Consider the following 16069-nt stretch of genomic DNA (forward strand, 5'->3'; position numbering starts at 1 on the left):
CTCAGGGTGTGACGTCAGTTTTGAACCACTTCTCGCTCAGCTTTTTCACTGTGCCGTCGGCCAGCGCGGCTTTGATGGCCTGATCCAGCCGGGCTTTCAGATCGTTGTCTGCCATGCGCACACCCATCGCCTCGCCCTCACCCCAGATAGGGCCGCCCAGCTGTGGACCGCTGAAGCTGAGGTTACGGTTGTCTGGTCGGGCCAGCATCGACTGCGCAAAGGTCACATCGTCAAACACCGCGTCGATACGCCCCGCCTGCAGGTCGAGGATCGCATCGGCTGAGCTGGTGTATTCACGGACATCCGCCACCCCTTTGAAGTACTTATCGATAAACGGCGTGTAGACCGTGCCGGAGGCGATACCGATCGTTTTGCCCTTCAGCGCCGCTTTCAGGGGGGCGATGGCGGGCTCGATGGTTTTCTCATCGTCGGTGAGTTTGATGATCTTGCTGTCGGCGGGCAGCAGTGCCCCTTTCACCGTGATAAAGGTGGCGGGCGTTGAGGCGTAAGGCACGGTGAAATTCACCACTTTCTTGCGGTCAGGCGTAATCACAATCGCATCCATGATCACGTCATATTTTCCGGCATTCAGTCCGGCGATCATGCCATCCCAGTTCTGCACCACCAGCTTGCACTGGATCGCCATGCGCTGGCAGAGATCCGCCATCAGCTCCGGTTCGAAACCGCCCAGCTTGCCGCCCGGCAGGGTGAGGTTCCAGGGTTCATAACTGCCTTCAGTGGCAATCGTGATCGACTTCCACTCTTTAGCCTGGGCGCTGACGCCACAGAGCAGCAGACTGGAAACCAGCGTAGTAAGACATAAACGACGAAGAGTCAGAGGGTGTGTCATACGGTTCTCCTGAAGTAGCGGCCTGATGATCGCCCTGACGAGATTTAACATAAATTTCACAGGATGATATGTCATGTATATACAAGTTAACGCAGCGCACTTCATTGCCGGCTTTATCATTTTGTGAGCCAGACGTAATTTATGACGGGGGTGATGGCGCTGCTGTACTTGTACATACAACCAAGCAAAGGTTATGCCAGCTCTGCAGAGACGGAAAAAGGGGCGGGAGGATGGGCGCAGGCAGGCGACACGCCCTCTCCTGCACCCGATTAGCGCAACGCTGCACCGGGGTGGCGCATCGCGGCATTATTGCGGTTTGGCCTGCGCCAGCATGGCGTGGATCATCGCCTTCAGCACTTTCTGCAACCGGGCGGCACGCGCCTGCTGCCAGGCGTAAGGCGGGGTTTCATCCATGTAGTTGAGCTGCGCCAGTTCCAGCTGGACTGCCTCAATCTGCTGCTGCGGCTGGCCATACGCGCGGGTAATGTAGCCGCCTTTAAAACGCCCGTTGATCACCCAGCTGTAGTCGTTCTGCGCTGCGCACACCGCCTCAATCGCCGCGCTCATGGCAGGCGTACAGCTTACGCCGTCGTTGGTGCCGACGTTGATATCGGGCAGACGGCCCTCAAACAGGCGGGGAATTTCACTGGCGATGGAGTGCGCGTCAAACAGCAGCGCATAGCCATGCAGCGCTTTAAGCCGCGCCAGCTCCTGCTGAATCTGCTGATGATAAGGCTGCCAGATCTGATCGATGTAGTCCTGACGCTCCGTGGTATCCGGCGTTTTGCCTGGCGCAAAGGTCGGCGTGCCGTCGAACAGGGTTTCCGGGAACAGGCCCGTGGTGGCCGTGGTGTAAAGCGGCTGGTTATCGGGCGGACGGTTAAGATCGACCACAAAGCGGGAGTAGCGCCCGATTAACACGCTGGCGCCGAGGTCACGCACAAAATCATACAGCAACGGGATATGCCAGTCGGTGTCAGGCAGGCCGCGCGCGGCCTCACTCAGTCCGGCTTCCACGCCAGGCGTCAGTTCGGTACCGGCGTGGGGAATGCTGACCAGCAGCGGCAGGCTGCCCTGGGTAAAATAGAAAGGGTTCATTGCGGTTCTCCACGATAGACAACGGTACAGGGCAGCTCACCACCCAGCCAGTAAACCAGTTCTGCCGGACGGGCCAGCGGCCAGTGCACGAAGTTTGCCACCTTTCCCGCCTCCAGCGAGCCGTGACTCTCCGCCAGTCCCAGCGCTTTTGCGCCCCACAGGGTAACGCCGGCCAGCGCCTCTTCCGGGGTCATGCCAAACAGCGTGCAGCCCATGTTGAGCATCAGACGCAGAGACAGTGCAGGCGAGGTACCAGGATTGGCATCGCTGGCCAGCGCCATCGGCACACCGTGTTGCCGGAATAGTTCCACCGGCGGGCGCTGGGTTTCGCGCAGCAGATAAAATGCACCGGGCAGCAGCACCGCCACGGTGCCATGCTCTGCCATCGCTCTGGCATCCTCGTCGGTGGCGTATTCGAGATGATCAGCAGAGAGTGCGCCGTAGCGCGCCGCCAGCGCTGCACCACCCAGCGATGAGAGCTGTTCCGCATGCAGTTTCACCGGCATGCCAAGCGCCACCGCCCGATCGAACACCCGCGCCACCTGCTCCGGGGAAAAGGCGAGATGCTCGCAGAACGCATCCACCGCATCCGCCAGCCCCAGCGCTTTAACCTGCGGCAGCAGCCGGTCGCAGATAATATCGACCCAGCCGTCCGGGTCGTGCTTAAACTCCGGCGGAAAGGCATGCGCTGCCAGACAGGTCGCATGGACATCGGCGGCTACGCTCTCGCCCAGCTGGCGAATCGCCCGCAGCATCCGCAGTTCGCTCTCTTCATCCAGGCCATAGCCGGACTTGATCTCTACGGTAGTGACACCCTCGGCCAGCAGGCGGTTGAGCCGCCAGCGGGCCGACGCCACCAGTTCGTCTTCAGTGGCAGCGCGAGTGGCGCGCACGGTGGAAAGAATGCCTCCGCCCTGCGCGGCGATCTCTGCGTAGCTGACGCCATTCAGGCGCTGTTCAAACTCCTGGCTGCGGTCGCCGCCAAACACCAGATGGGTATGGCAATCCACCAGTCCCGGCGTCACGATGCCGCCCGGCAGTTGATGATGCTGATCGGCGACGAACGCGGGCATCTCCGACTGTGGCCCGACCCACACCAGCTTGCCCGCCCGCACCACCAGCGCGCCCTGAGGGATCAGATGGTACTTTCCGTCACGCATGGTGACCAGGTCGGCCCCGGTCCACACCGTCTCTACGCGCATCTCTTCTGCCATCGCTGCCTCATGCCTCCGCCGTTTACACTGTGCCTCAAAGTATGTATATGTATATACAACCACATCCGATGAGGATCAACCATGGCAACGTTTTTTGCCCCGCGCGCATTGCTGGCGGAGGGCTGGCAGCAGCAGGTGCGTATCACGGTCAATCAGGCCGGTTTTATCGACTCCATTACCCCGGACAGCCACGCTGAGCAGGCTATCCGGCTCAACGGCGAGGTGATCCCGGCGATTGCCAACCTGCACTCGCACGCCTTCCAGCGCGCCATGGCGGGTCTGGCTGAAGTGGCGGGCGATCCTCAGGACAGCTTCTGGACCTGGCGGGATCTGATGTACCGCATGGTGCAGCGCCTGACGCCCCGGCAGGTGGGCGACATTGCCGCCCTGCTCTACATCGAGATGCTGAAAGGCGGTTATACCCAGGTGGCGGAGTTTCACTATCTGCACCATGACCCCAGCGGCGCGCCGTACGATGATGACGCGATGCTGCAACAGCTGATCGACGCGGCTGAGATCGCCGGTATCGGCCAGACGCTGCTGCCGGTGCTCTACAGCTACAGCGGCTTCGGTAGCCAGCCCGCAGCGGCCGGTCAGAAACGTTTTATCCAGCAGACCGATCGCTATCTGCAACAGCAGGCGCGGCTGGAGGCGTGGCAGCAGCAGCGGCCACTGCTGAACCGTGGCCTCTGTTTCCATTCGCTGCGGGCGGTGAGTGAAAGCCAGATGCACGACGTGCTGGCGGCCAGCGATCCGACGCTGCCGGTGCATATTCATGTGGCTGAGCAGCAGAAAGAGGTCAATGACTCGCTGGCGTGGAGCGGCGAGCGTCCGGTGGCCTGGCTGCTGAACCGCTTTGCGGTGGATGCGCGCTGGTGCCTGATCCACGCCACCCATCTGGATGAGAGCGAACTCTCGCGCCTCGCCCGCAGCGGCGCGGTGGCGGGCCTCTGTCCGACCACCGAAGCGAACCTCGGTGACGGCATCTTCCCGGCGGTGAAGTACATCGCGCAGGGCGGACGCTGGGGCATCGGCTCTGACAGTCACGTCTCGCTGAGCGCCCAGGAAGAGCTGCGCTGGCTGGAATATGCGCAGCGACTGCGCGACCAGCGTCGAAACCGGATTACCCTGCCCGGCCAGCCGTCGGTAGGCGACCTGTTGTGGCAACAGGCGGCAGCGGGTGGCGCACAGGCGTGCGGCATTCAGCAGGGCGCGCTGGCGGTGGGACAACGTGCCGACTGGCTGGTGCTGCGCGATGAAGCGTGGCTCGGCAGCGTTGAGTCCCACGCCGTGCTGAACCGCTGGCTGTTTGCCGGACAGCGCGATCAGATTCGCGACGTCTATGTCGCCGGTAAGGCCGTGGTGGAAGATGGCGAGCATCCGCAGCAGGCGGCGTGTGCCGCACGCTTTGCTCAGGCGATGGCGGCGCTGCGATGATCGCCCGCTTCGCATACGAGGATCTGGCGGTGAGCCGCTGGCGCAACGGCGGTGGCGAAACCCGCGAAATCCTCAGCTTCCCACCGGGTGCCGAACGCTTCGGCTGGCGCGCCAGTATTGCGACCCTGGCACAGGATGGTCCCTTCTCTGCCTTTCCGGACATCGATCGGGTCATCACCCTGCTGCATGGCGACCCGGTGTTATTAACCACGCCTGACGTGCAGCATCTTCTGACGCCGCAACAGCCGTGGGCGTTTGCCGGAGAACTCGCCTTAACGGCGCAGCTGCAGGGCAGCGTCAGCGAAGATTTTAATATCATGACGCGGCGCGGTGAATGGCAGGCCACGGTGGAGGTCGTTACCACGCCCGTCACCGCACTGCATGGCGTCGCCTGGGTTCTGGCGGGCGCGTGGCAGACGGCCGACGGGGAAAGGCTGACCGCGCAACAGGGCGCATGGTGGGTCGATGAAGCGGTACAACTCAGCCCGTGTGCGTGTGATGCCAGGCTGCTGTTTACGCGTCTTAGCCGTGTCCTCTGAAGCGACCCAGCAGTTTGTAACGTGAGCCGGGATAGAGCAGCCGCGCATAGGTCACGATTTTAGTGTCGCTCCAGGTCTGACGGCGAATCAGCAGGCAGGGTTCGTGTTCATCCAGCGACAGATGTTTACGCTGACGTGCATCAGGCAGCACTGCTTCAACGATGTGCTCGCCCGCCGTCAGCGGCGCAACCCGCATCAGATAGGTGTACGGCGTCATCTTCTCGTAATCCTGCGTCAGGTAATCGGGCGCGACCAGCGGATTAACCAGACGATCCTCCAGCTGCACCGGCAGATCATTTTCGTAGTGCACAATCAGCGAATGGAAGAGCGTCTGCCCGGTGGTGAGTCCCAGCACCGCAGCCTGCTCGGGATCGGCTTTGTTCTGACCGATGGCGAGGATTCTGCAGCTGTGCTGATGACCGCGCTGGGCGATCTCATCGGCGATGTTATGCACCTCCAGCATGGCGGTGTAGCCTTTCATCTCCGCCACGAAGGTTCCGACGCCCTGCATCCGCACCAGGAAGCCTTCGCTGGTGAGTTCACGCAGCGCCCGGTTGATGGTCATGCGGCTGACGCCGAGTTCATTCACCAGTTCACTTTCTGATGGCACACGCTGATTCGCTTTCCACAACCCTTCACGGATCTGGCTGACGATGGCCTGCTTGACCCGCTGATAGATCGGGGCGGGTTCATCGCTCATTGCCGCCGCCAGTTGTGCCAGTGCCGTATGCTCAACCATTTGCTGTTCCTTATGCTGAAAGTTCCCCAAGTTTACTGTCTCACCGCGTGAATGTATATACATCCAGTAGCGCACGCGGTGCCCCACTGGTGCAGCCTGCGCATCCTGATGGTGCAGCCTCTCCATCGCGCTTCGCACGCAACCCGCAGCGGGCGGAGATTCGATTTTTGTGATCGGCCTGGCACGACGCTTGCTTCTCTGACTTGATTGTATAGACAAGCATAGACAAGAATTAAGGCTTATGTTTCACTCGAATTATTCCGCTGGTCAGGGCAAGGAAAGCAGCTTAGCCACGCCAGCACACTTGTATAGACAGGAGTAGACTATGTCAGGTTCGTTTCAGGCATTGCGCCTGGTGCCAGGCGAGGTGGACCTCGCCACATTACGCGCTATCTATCAGGGTAACGTCACGCTGAGCCTTGATGAGAGTGCACATCAGGCGATTGCGGCTGCCCAGCAGACCGTGGATGCGATTGTCGCCTCCGGCAACGTGGTGTATGGCATTAACACCGGCTTTGGCAAGCTGGCGCAGACGCAAATCCCGGCCAGCCGGCTGGCGGATCTGCAGCGTAATCTGGTGCTGTCACACAGCGTCGGCCTGGGCGATCTGCTGCCCGACAATGTCACCCGTCTGGTGGTCGCAACCAAAATCATCAGCCTGGCGCGCGGTCACTCTGGCGTGCGTCCCGAACTGGTTGAGGCGCTGCTGGCACTGTTCAACGCGGGCGTGATGCCCTGCATCCCGGAAAAAGGATCGGTCGGCGCTTCCGGCGATCTCGCGCCGCTGGCGCACATGTCGCTGATGCTGCTGGGTGAAGGTCAGGTCCGGCTCAATGGCGAATTGATCCCGGCAACAGAAGGTCTGGCAGGTGTTGGCCTGTCGCCGTTTGTGCTCGGCCCGAAAGAGGGACTGGCGCTGCTCAACGGCACCCAGGTTTCAACAGCGCTGGCGCTGCGCGGCCTGTTTGAAGGTGAGAACCTGTTTGCTGCCGGTCTGATGGCGGGTGCGCTGTCGCTGGAGGCGATCAAAGGCTCGCTGAAACCGTTCGACGCCCGTATCCATAAGGCGCGCGGCCAGCAGGGCCAGATTGCGGTCGCCGCCGCCGTCAGCAGCCTGATTGAGGGCAGTGAAATTCTGCAGTCGCATACACATTGTGGCCGCGTGCAGGACCCCTACTCCATCCGCTGCGTGCCGCAGGTGATGGGTGCCTGCCTGGATAACTTCAGCCACGCGGCGCGGATTCTGGAAATTGAAGCGAACGCCGCCTCGGACAACCCGCTGGTGTTCAGCGACAGCGGCGATGTGATCTCCGGCGGCAACTTCCACGCCGAGCCGGTGGCCTTTGCCGCTGACATCCTGGCGCTGGCGATTGCCGAAGTCGGCGCCATCTCTGAGCGGCGAATGGCGCTGCTGCTGGACAGCGGCCTCTCCGGTCTGCCGCCCTTCCTGGTGCGCGACGGCGGCGTGAACTCCGGTTTTATGATCGCCCAGGTCACCGCCGCCGCGCTGGCCTCTGAGAACAAATCGCTGGCCCATCCGGGCAGCGTGGACAGCCTGCCGACCTCCGCTAACCAGGAGGATCACGTCTCCATGGCGACCTACGCCGCCCGCCGTCTCGGCAGCATGTGCTTTAACAGCGCCGCCGTGGTCGGCATCGAAGCGATGGCCGCCGCGCAGGGCATTGAATTTAACCGGCCGCTGAAAAGCTCCGCGCTGATTGAGCAGGCCATCGACACCATTCGCGAGCAGGTCGCCTTCCTTGAGGAGGATCGCCTGCTGGCCCCCGATATCGAGGCCATGCGTCAGTGGGCAAGTCGCGCTGACTGGCCTCAGGCATTGACCGCGCTGCTGCCGAGCATGCGCCCAACTTCTTGAATTAAGGAATCTTTCATGAGCGAAACTCTTTCTCAGGCTGTAGCACGTGAGATTCGTGCGCCGCATGGCACCACCCTGCACTGCGCCAACTGGCTGATTGAAGCGGCTTACCGCATGATTCAGAACAACCTCGATCCCGATGTGGCCGAGCGACCGGAAGATCTGGTGGTTTACGGCGGCATCGGTAAAGCGGCGCGTAACTGGGAGTGCTTCGAGCAGATCCTGCGTTCACTGCGGGCGCTGCAGCCGGATGAAACGCTGCTGATCCAGAGCGGCAAGCCGGTCGGCATCTTCCGCACCCACGCAGATGCGCCGCGCGTCCTGCTGGCGAACTCCAACCTGGTGCCGCACTGGGCGACCTGGGATCACTTCCATGAGCTGGATAAAGCGGGCCTGATGATGTACGGCCAGATGACCGCCGGTTCCTGGATCTACATCGGCGCGCAGGGCATCGTGCAGGGCACCTACGAAACCTTCGTGGAAGCGGGCCGTCAGCACTATAACAACGACCTCAGCGGACGCTGGATCCTGACCGCCGGGCTGGGCGGCATGGGCGGCGCGCAACCGCTGGCGGGCGTGCTGGCCGGTGCCTGTGTGCTGGCGATTGAGTGCCAGGAGTCGCGCATCGATTTCCGTCTGCGTACCCGCTACGTCGACTATAAAGCCACCACGCTGGACGAAGCACTGGCGTTAATCAGCGAAGCGACCGCCGCGAAGAAAGCGATTTCGGTCGGGCTGCTGGGCAATGCCGCGGAGATCCTGCCGGAACTGGTGAAACGCGCCCAGGCGGGTGGGCCGAAGCCGGACATCGTGACCGATCAGACTTCGGCACACGACCCGATTAATGGTTATCTGCCGATTGGCTGGGATCTGGCGCGCTGGCAGCAGGAGCGCGTTTCACAGCCGAAAGCGGTAGAGAAAGCGGCGCGAGCCTCTATGGCAGTTCACGTCCAGGCGATGCTCGACTTCTGTCATATGGGTATCCCGACCGTGGATTACGGCAACAATATCCGTCAGGTCGCGCTGGATGAGGGTGTCAGCAACGCCTTCGATTTCCCTGGCTTTGTACCGGCCTACATCCGTCCGTTGTTCTGCGAAGGCAAAGGCCCGTTCCGCTGGGTGGCGCTGTCAGGCGACCCGGAGGATATCTACAAGACCGACGCCAGACTCAAAGAACTGTTTCCGCACCACAAAACGCTGCATCGCTGGCTTGATATGGCGCAGGAGCGCATCGCCTTCCAGGGCCTGCCGGCACGTATCTGCTGGCTGGGACTGGGTGAACGGCATCTTGCCGGTCTGGCGTTCAACGAAATGGTGCGCAACGGCGAGCTGAAAGCACCGGTGGTGATTGGCCGTGACCATCTCGACTGCGGCTCGGTCGCCTCACCTAACCGTGAGACCGAAGCGATGAAAGATGGCTCGGATGCCGTCTCTGACTGGCCGCTGCTCAATGCGCTGCTGAATACTGCAGGTGGCGCGACGTGGGTCAGCCTGCATCATGGCGGCGGTGTCGGCATGGGCTTCTCACAGCACTCGGGCGTGGTGATTGTCTGTGACGGCAGCAAAGAGGCCGATGCGCGTCTGGGACGGGTGTTATGGAACGACCCGGCAACCGGTGTGATGCGTCACGCCGATGCAGGTTATGAGCTGGCGCAGAGCTGTGCGGCAGAGCATGGCCTGAACCTGCCGATGCAGAAATAATCTCCTGAACGGGGTGAGCTGCAGCTTGCCCCGTTTTCTTCGTTTTTCTCCCTTCTGAATCCGTTCTGAAATCACTTCCTTATTACTTATTCCATTTTGATTTAGCCTATAGCCCTATTTAGTCCTGACGGCGATAGACGCCGCGCCACCCGATCACTAAAGTGAAATCTTCTCATTCTGTATGGAGCGCGACTCTGCATGACCCTTTCCCCTGCCCTGCTTGAAGATGCCCTGCGCTGGCGCCGTGAGTTTCATCGCCAACCCGAATTAGGTTACCAGGAACAGCAAACCAGCCAGTTTATCGCGGAAGAGTTAGCGCGTGCGGGATTGCAGGTATTTCGTGGTCTGGCGGGTACCGGGGTCATTGGCACGCTGGAAAACGGTCCTGGCCCGGTTATCGGGCTGCGTGCAGATATGGATGCGCTGCCGATTACGGAAAAAGGCGACACTGAGTGGCGCTCCGCGACGCCTGGCGTGATGCACGCCTGCGGACACGACGGTCACAGCGCCATTCTGCTGGCCGCTGCCCGCCAGCTGGCCGCTACGCGTCGGTTCAGCGGCACGGTGCATTTCATTTTTCAGCCTGCCGAAGAGAATCTGGGCGGTGCGCGCAAAATGGTGGAAGAGGGATTGTTCCAGCGCTTCCCGATGGATGCGATCTACGCCATGCACAACTGGCCGGGGCTGCCGCTGGGCTCACTGGCGGTTAACCCGGGTGCGATGATGGCGTCACTGGATTCGTTTGAAATTACGCTGCACGGCAAAAGCTGCCATGCGGCGATGCCGGAAAGCGGTGCCGACCCGATGGTGGTAGCGGCCGAGCTGATTCTGGCGCTACAGACCATTCCGTCACGCCGGCTCTCGCCGCTGGCGTCAGCGGTGGTCAGCGTGACGCAGATTCACGGTGGCGAAGCGATCAACGTCATCCCGGAACAGATTGTGTTGCGCGGGACAGTGCGCTGCCTGCAGACCAGCGTGCGCGAAAAAGTGCGCGGGCTGATTGATGAGTTTGTGGCGACCCTGCCGCGTCCGTTTGGCGTCAGCGGTGAGATTGACTGGCTGCCGGGCTATCCGGTCACGGCTAACCATGCCGCCCCGGCTGAGCAGGTGCGCGACGTGGCGCTGGCGACGCTGGGGGCAGAACAGGTTCACTGGCAGGTGAATCCGTCGATGGCGTCAGAAGATTTTGCCTGCATGATGGAAGCCTGTCCCGGCGCTTACTTCTGGCTGGGCGCGGACGGTGAAACCCCCTCCGCGCCGCTGCACAACGCCCGCTATGACTTCAACGACGCGCTGCTGCCCATTGGCATCCGTTTCTGGCAGAACCTGGTTGAACAGGCGCTGCCCGCCGCCTGAATCAGTAACCGGCAGCGCTGATCTGCTGCTCTGCCGCCGCCAGCGAGTCGCACTGGCCGCTGGCGCGCAGACAGCAGGCGAGCTGCAGTCGCAGTGACGCAGGCACCGGGCGCTGCTGATTCAGCACCTCTTCAATCCAGCGCGCAGTCACCTCTGCCGTCTTGTCTGCCGGCAGTTCAACCGCCACTTCAGGCTGACGCTCAACCCACACTTCCGCTTCCGCACCTGCGCCCTGAATCATGCTGATTGCCGGGCAGCGCTGAGGATTGGCATAGACCTCCCCTTCGGTGCCATTCAGCAGTATGGCCGGGGCATCGATGTCGCTGAAGAATTTCGCCACGCGCGGCACATACTCCGGATGCGAGACGCTCGACAGCCGCAGCGCCGTTCGCTCCGCAAACGGGGTCGCCAGTTTTGCCAGCGTATGTGCACTGTTACGCACGCCCATCCGCCAGCGCAGCGACAGCTGTTTGGCCATGGGCGGACAGAGGTGATCGATGGTGATAAAGGCCAGCTCGCCCTGATCGAGTTTCGCCTGCGCCGCCTCAGCGGTAGTGACAGGCATAATGCCCAGCGCGGCAAACACCGCTTCACTGGTGATGCGCGTCGCGTCATCGCTGACGCCATGCACCAGCACCGGGAAGCCGAGTTTCACCAGCAGCAGCGCCAGCAGCGGCGTCAGATTGCCCTGGCGGCGCGCACCGTTGTAGCTGGGGATCACCACCGGCATCGGCCGGTTTTCTGGCGCACGCAGTTGCATCATCTGCGCCTGCATCGCCTGATAAAAACCGCGCATCTCTTCTTCGCCTTCGCCTTTGATACGCAGCGCAATCAGGATGCCGCCCAGCTCCAGGTCCGGCACCTCGCCCGCCAGCATCGCGCCATAGAGCGCCACCGCGGTATCAAAATCGATGTCGCGGGCATGATTTTTACCGCGACCAATCTCTTTAATGATTTTATTCAGTTCCATCACTCGCTTCCGGTTCAGTGCGCGGCTCAGCGCCGCGTGGGACGTCGTTTACGCACCGTGTTTTTGGGCACCACGGTGGCCGGTATCGCTTCCGGCTCTGGCGTTTCGGGCTGTTCAATCGGGAAGATCGGCAGCGCAGCTAATAACCGGCTGCCGTAGGATTTGCTCAGCAGACGGCGGTCATAAATCACGATTTCGCCATAACATTGATGGCTGCGAATCAGGCGTCCGACCTGTTGAATCAGGGTGAATGAGGCGCTGGGTAAACTCTGCACCTCAAACGGATAGCGCTTCAGGCTTTTCAGCCACTCGCCTTCGGTCAAAATTACCGGACTGTCTACCGGGGGAAAAGCGATTTTGTGAATATGCACCTGACTCAGCAGATCGCCTTTCAGATCCAGCCCCTCGGCAAAGGACTGCAGGCCTATCAGCACGCTGGTTTCGCCTTTGGTGACGCGCTGACGGTGCAGGTCCACCAGGCGGCTGCGCGGCTGATCGCCCTGCACCAGCATGGAGAGCCGCAGGTCGGGCAGACAGGCGACAAACTGCTGCATCGCCCGGTTGCTGGCAAACAGCACCAGCACGCCTTTGTGCTTTTTCTCCGCCATCTGCTGACGGAAAAAACCGGCCATCTCCGCGATGTGCTCCGCTTCATGCGTCATCAGCGGCTCAAAGCGCATCTGCGGGATCACCAGCTTGCCCTGCTCCACGTGGTTAAACGGCGAGTCGAGGGCCACAAAACGGTCACCCGCTTTCTCGCTGAGCCCCGACATCTCCTGCAGGCGATTGAAGCTGTTGAGCGATCGCAGCGTGGCGGAGGTGACCACCACGTGTGGAATTTTGCGCCACAGCATCTTCTCCAGCTGATCGCTGACGCGGATCCCGGCGCAGTGAAACAGCAGATGCGCCTGACCTTCACGCAGCTCGCGGGTGATCCACTTCGATACCGGCGCGCCAGAGGCTTTTTCCATCGCCGCCAGCCGCCACAGCTTGCTGACCGATTCGAACCAGCCAAACTGGCGATTGAGCTGCAAAAGATTGCGATGCAGACGCACCAGATCGACTTTACCGGTCTGTTCGCTGAGCGCATTAATCAGGCCTTCGCTCAGGCCGCGCAGGGCATCGCTGAGTTTGAACAGCCGGGCACAGAGTTCCAGTAATTCCTGCGGCAGCGCGCCCAGCACAAAGCGAAATTCGCCCGGCTGGTTATGCGGCGGCAGCAGCGGATTCAGCGCCTGCGCGGTGGTGGTCAGCAGTCCGCGCAGCTCATCGCAGTGCGCCTTCAGCCGCTCAGGATTAGCCAGCGGCGGCGGCGATTTTGGCCGCATCTGCGTCATGATGCTCTCAACCAGCTTGATAAACAGGTCGAGCTGCAGGCTGCTCCAGCCCGGCGTGATGTCGGCGCTCATCTCCAGCGCATCACGCGCCACTTCCGGCAGGTGATGTCCTTCATCCAGCACCAGCATCAGGTTTTTGGCCGGTGGCAGCACCGACTCGTTCTCCATCGCCGCCATCACCAGCGCATGGTTCGCCACGACTACATCCACCTGCTCTATTTCGCGCCGCGCCACAAAGAACGGGCATTCACGATACCAGTGGCAATGCGAGCCGAGGCAGCTCGCTTTGTCGGTAGAGAGGCGCTGCCACAGGCTATCGCTGACGTTCTCCTCGCTGTGATCGCGCAGGCCATCCCACTGGTAGCGATCCAGCGATTTCTGTAAGCGACCACACTGCGTCTGTTCTTCTTTGGTGCTGCTGACCGCGTCATCGTCGAGATAGAGCAGCAGATCGCCCTGCTGATCGGCGTCGGCCGCCATCGCCGCCAGATTGCGCGGACAGACATAGCGCCCGCGGCCAAAGGCAGCAGTAAAAGTGAGGTCAGGGATGATTTTTTTCAGCAGCGGCAGATCTTTGGTGAAGATTTGATCCTGCAGCGCCACATTGGCGGTGCTAATCACCAGCTGCTTTTCCTGGGCGCGGCTGGCCGCGATGCCCGGAATGAGATAAGAGAGGGTTTTGCCCACGCCGGTCGGCGCTTCAACCGCCAGATGGCGCGAATCGTCGCCCGCCAGACATTTTGCCACTTCGGCAATCATCTGACGCTGCGGCGCACGCGGGATGAAATCAGGCACCTGCTCCTGAAGCGCTTTATACCATTGCGCTATCTGGCTTTTTACTGCGGCTGTCAGGGCCATGATTTGCTTTACCACACCGAAAAACTGGCCTGTATTTTTACACAGTATCCCGGCGGCGTCAGCTTTCACGCCGAATTTTTCGTGCGCCGTCGTAAATTTCAGCGGTTGCCCGACGGCGGTGATTTACGCCAGCACTTTGTACATCACCGTGGTGGCATCCAGCACGCCGGGGGTGGATTCGGCATAAAACGGGATCGACCCCGCCACCTGCCAGCCCAGCGAACGATAGAGATCGCTGGCGACATCGCCGCTGCGCGTATCCAGCACCAGCAGGGTTTTGCCCTGCTCGCGCGCCCGCTGCTCAGCGCGCTGCATCAGTTCACGGGCGATGCCCTGACGGCGTGCCTGCGGATGAACCAGCAGTTTGCTGATCTCAGCCCGGTGGCGGCCGTTGGGCATGCCGCTGCGATTGATAATGACCGTCGCCACAATGCGCCCCTGCTGACGCGCCACCAGTAATTCGCTGTCGCCGCCGGTAATGCTGACGATCCGCTGCTGCCAGAAGCGCGTCATCACTTCAATGTCTTTGGCATCGATAAAACCGACACTGGCCCCGTCTGCCACACAGCCCTGCAAAACGTCGGTCAGTTCGCCCAGATGCTGTTGCGCCTGTGTCGCGCTGAGTGTTGTGTAGTCAATCATGGTTTTGCCACCACCAGTAAATAGCGCGCGCCGTCGGTCAGGTGCGCCTCAAAAGCCGATTTTCCGACCAGATGAAAACGTAAGCAGTCGCCTGGCTGCAGCGTCCACGCCTGAGACCCCATCGAGATGGTGAGGCCGCCCTCGCGCAGCCAGATATGTTGCTCCAGTCCCTGGATAGGTGGCGCATCGTAATCGATACGCGCACCAGGCCGTAACTTGCCCTCAACCAGTTCGCATCTAAAATGAAGTGCGGGTGGTGAAATATTGCGGCGGATAAATCCGCTGGCCTCATCCTGCCACACCGGCTGTTGATTCTCTGTGACCAGCAGACTGGACTCCTCCTCTACTTCACTCAGCAGGCGCGACATCGTTAATCCGTAGGCCGCACAGAGACGATTGAGCAGTGCAGCAGTAGGGCTGGTCTCGCTTCGCTCAATGCGCGATAATGACGCGCGGCTGATGCCCGTGGCGACAGAAAGTTCATCCAGCGACCAGCCGCGTTGCAGGCGTAATTCTGCCAGCCTCACCGCCAGTCGTTGCTCAGTATTCAGCTCCGGCATGGTGTTTTCTCAAATATGGGAAACATTCCCTTAAATGAGATATAGCTGAGAAAGGGCGTATCAGTCAAGTTGTACATTGAGAAATGTATTGTACAACTTAGTTTGCTTCGTTATGGTAATCGCACTCAGACCAATCGAAAGAGGAATTTATGACCTTATACAGTATCGGTGACGTCGCCGAGCGCTGTGGCATAAACCCAGTCACCCTGCGCGCCTGGCAGCGTCGTTATGGCTTACTGAAGCCGCAACGTACCGAAGGCGGACATCGTCAGTTTGACGAAGAAGATGTTCAGCGTATCGAAGAGATTATGCGCTGGATTGAAAGTGGCGTGCCGGTCGGTAAAGTGAAAGCACTGCTGGAAGGTGGCGATGTTGATGCACACGATGGCTGGACCACACTGCAGGATGAGCTGATTAGCGTACTGCGCCACGTCAGACCCGCCAAACTTCGTAATAAAATTGCCGCGATTGGTCGCGAACATCCGATTGATGCGCTGATTGACCATGTTTTCATGCCGGTACGTCAGAAGCTGAGCCTGGACCAGAACACCGCCCGCACGATGTGCAGTCTGCTTGATGGTTTGCTGATCGACTATGTCGCCTTCTGCCTGACCGGCAGCCGCAAAAAATCGGGAAAAGATGCGCTGATTATTGGCTGGGGTATCGACGATCGGACCCGCATCTGGCTGGAAGGCTGGCGTCTGTCGCAGCATGGCTGGCGGATTGATGTGCTGGCTGAACCGCTCGATTTGCCGCGTCCTGAACTCTTTCCTGGCATGAATATGTTTGTCTTCACCGGTAAAAAACTGACCCGTCGCCAGCAGGAACAGCTGTCACACTGGCAGGAACAGGGTTATGCCGTACGGTTGCATGAACCCGGCTGATAACAAAA

14 protein-coding genes are annotated in these 16069 nt (G+C 60.7%); 6 read left to right on the forward strand and 8 right to left on the reverse strand.

The features are described from left to right. Position 1: 1 nt before the first annotated feature. The 3 genes from PU624_RS16685 to hutI form a co-directional block, all read right to left on the reverse strand. Positions 2-850 carry a transporter substrate-binding domain-containing protein gene (locus PU624_RS16685; protein WP_283545872.1) on the reverse strand — a complete coding sequence of 283 codons (849 nt, stop codon included), beginning with the start codon at positions 848-850 and terminating at the stop codon, positions 2-4. Between the two features lie 306 nt (positions 851-1156). Beyond that, positions 1157-1948 carry an N-formylglutamate deformylase gene (hutG, locus tag PU624_RS16690; RefSeq protein WP_283545873.1) on the reverse strand — a complete coding sequence of 264 codons (792 nt, stop codon included), beginning with the start codon at positions 1946-1948 and terminating at the stop codon, positions 1157-1159. Beyond that, the gene (hutI, locus tag PU624_RS16695) at positions 1945-3162 is read right to left on the reverse strand and encodes an imidazolonepropionase (protein ID WP_283545874.1); all 1218 of its coding nucleotides are present in this window, start codon (positions 3160-3162) and stop codon (positions 1945-1947) included. The genes hutG and hutI overlap by 4 nt, the downstream gene beginning before the upstream one ends. An 81-nt stretch (positions 3163-3243) precedes the next feature. On the opposite strand from hutI, the gene PU624_RS16700 reads away from it, so the two are divergent. Together PU624_RS16700 and PU624_RS16705 are read left to right on the forward strand one after the other, a co-directional pair. Next, entirely contained in the window at positions 3244-4599 is a 1356-nt protein-coding gene (locus PU624_RS16700; RefSeq protein ID WP_283545875.1) for a formimidoylglutamate deiminase, read from the forward strand. Further along, positions 4596-5138 (forward strand): HutD/Ves family protein, encoded by a 543-nt coding sequence (locus PU624_RS16705; protein WP_283545876.1) that lies wholly within the window; start codon positions 4596-4598, stop codon positions 5136-5138. The genes PU624_RS16700 and PU624_RS16705 overlap by 4 nt, the downstream gene beginning before the upstream one ends. On the opposite strand, the gene hutC is transcribed toward PU624_RS16705, so the two are convergent. Next, entirely contained in the window at positions 5122-5877 is a 756-nt protein-coding gene (gene hutC, locus PU624_RS16710; protein ID WP_283545877.1) for a histidine utilization transcriptional repressor HutC, read from the reverse strand. The genes PU624_RS16705 and hutC overlap by 17 nt on opposite strands. 325 nt (positions 5878-6202) lie before the next feature. On the opposite strand from hutC, the gene hutH reads away from it, so the two are divergent. The 3 genes from hutH to PU624_RS16725 all read left to right on the forward strand — a co-directional run bounded on the left by hutH (position 6203) and on the right by PU624_RS16725 (position 10810). After that, on the forward strand, positions 6203-7753 hold the full coding sequence (hutH, locus tag PU624_RS16715) for a histidine ammonia-lyase (RefSeq protein ID WP_283545878.1): 1551 nt from the start codon (positions 6203-6205) through the stop codon (positions 7751-7753). 15 nt (positions 7754-7768) lie between these two features. Further along, positions 7769-9454 (forward strand): urocanate hydratase, encoded by a 1686-nt coding sequence (gene hutU / locus PU624_RS16720; RefSeq protein ID WP_283545879.1) that lies wholly within the window; start codon positions 7769-7771, stop codon positions 9452-9454. 198 nt (positions 9455-9652) lie between these two features. Next, a complete protein-coding gene (locus PU624_RS16725; RefSeq protein WP_283545880.1) occupies positions 9653-10810 on the forward strand; it encodes a M20 aminoacylase family protein in 1158 nt (385 codons plus the stop codon). Between the two features lies 1 nt (position 10811). Here the strand turns inward: PU624_RS16725 and ybiB are convergent, their stop codons facing one another. From ybiB to PU624_RS16745, 4 genes are all read right to left on the reverse strand, one after another. Then, positions 10812-11780, reverse strand: a complete 969-nt coding sequence (ybiB, locus tag PU624_RS16730) for a DNA-binding protein YbiB (RefSeq protein ID WP_283545881.1) — start codon at positions 11778-11780, stop codon at positions 10812-10814. 26 nt (positions 11781-11806) lie between these two features. After that, positions 11807-13975: an ATP-dependent DNA helicase DinG gene (dinG, locus tag PU624_RS16735; protein WP_283545882.1), complete on the reverse strand. Its 2169-nt coding sequence runs from the start codon at positions 13973-13975 to the stop codon at positions 11807-11809. Between the two features lie 123 nt (positions 13976-14098). Next, positions 14099-14617, reverse strand: coding sequence for a GNAT family N-acetyltransferase (locus PU624_RS16740; RefSeq protein ID WP_283545883.1), 519 nt, complete (start codon positions 14615-14617; stop codon positions 14099-14101). Beyond that, entirely contained in the window at positions 14614-15177 is a 564-nt protein-coding gene (locus PU624_RS16745) for a helix-turn-helix domain-containing protein (protein ID WP_283545884.1), read from the reverse strand. Before PU624_RS16745 ends, PU624_RS16740 begins: the two co-directional genes overlap by 4 nt. 149 nt (positions 15178-15326) lie before the next feature. On the opposite strand from PU624_RS16745, the gene PU624_RS16750 reads away from it, so the two are divergent. After that, positions 15327-16061: a MerR family transcriptional regulator gene (locus PU624_RS16750; protein ID WP_283545885.1), complete on the forward strand. Its 735-nt coding sequence runs from the start codon at positions 15327-15329 to the stop codon at positions 16059-16061. Positions 16062-16069 lie beyond the last annotated feature (8 nt).

It is taken from the genome of Pantoea sp. Lij88 (genome assembly GCF_030062155.1).
Taxonomy (GTDB): domain Bacteria; phylum Pseudomonadota; class Gammaproteobacteria; order Enterobacterales; family Enterobacteriaceae; genus Pantoea.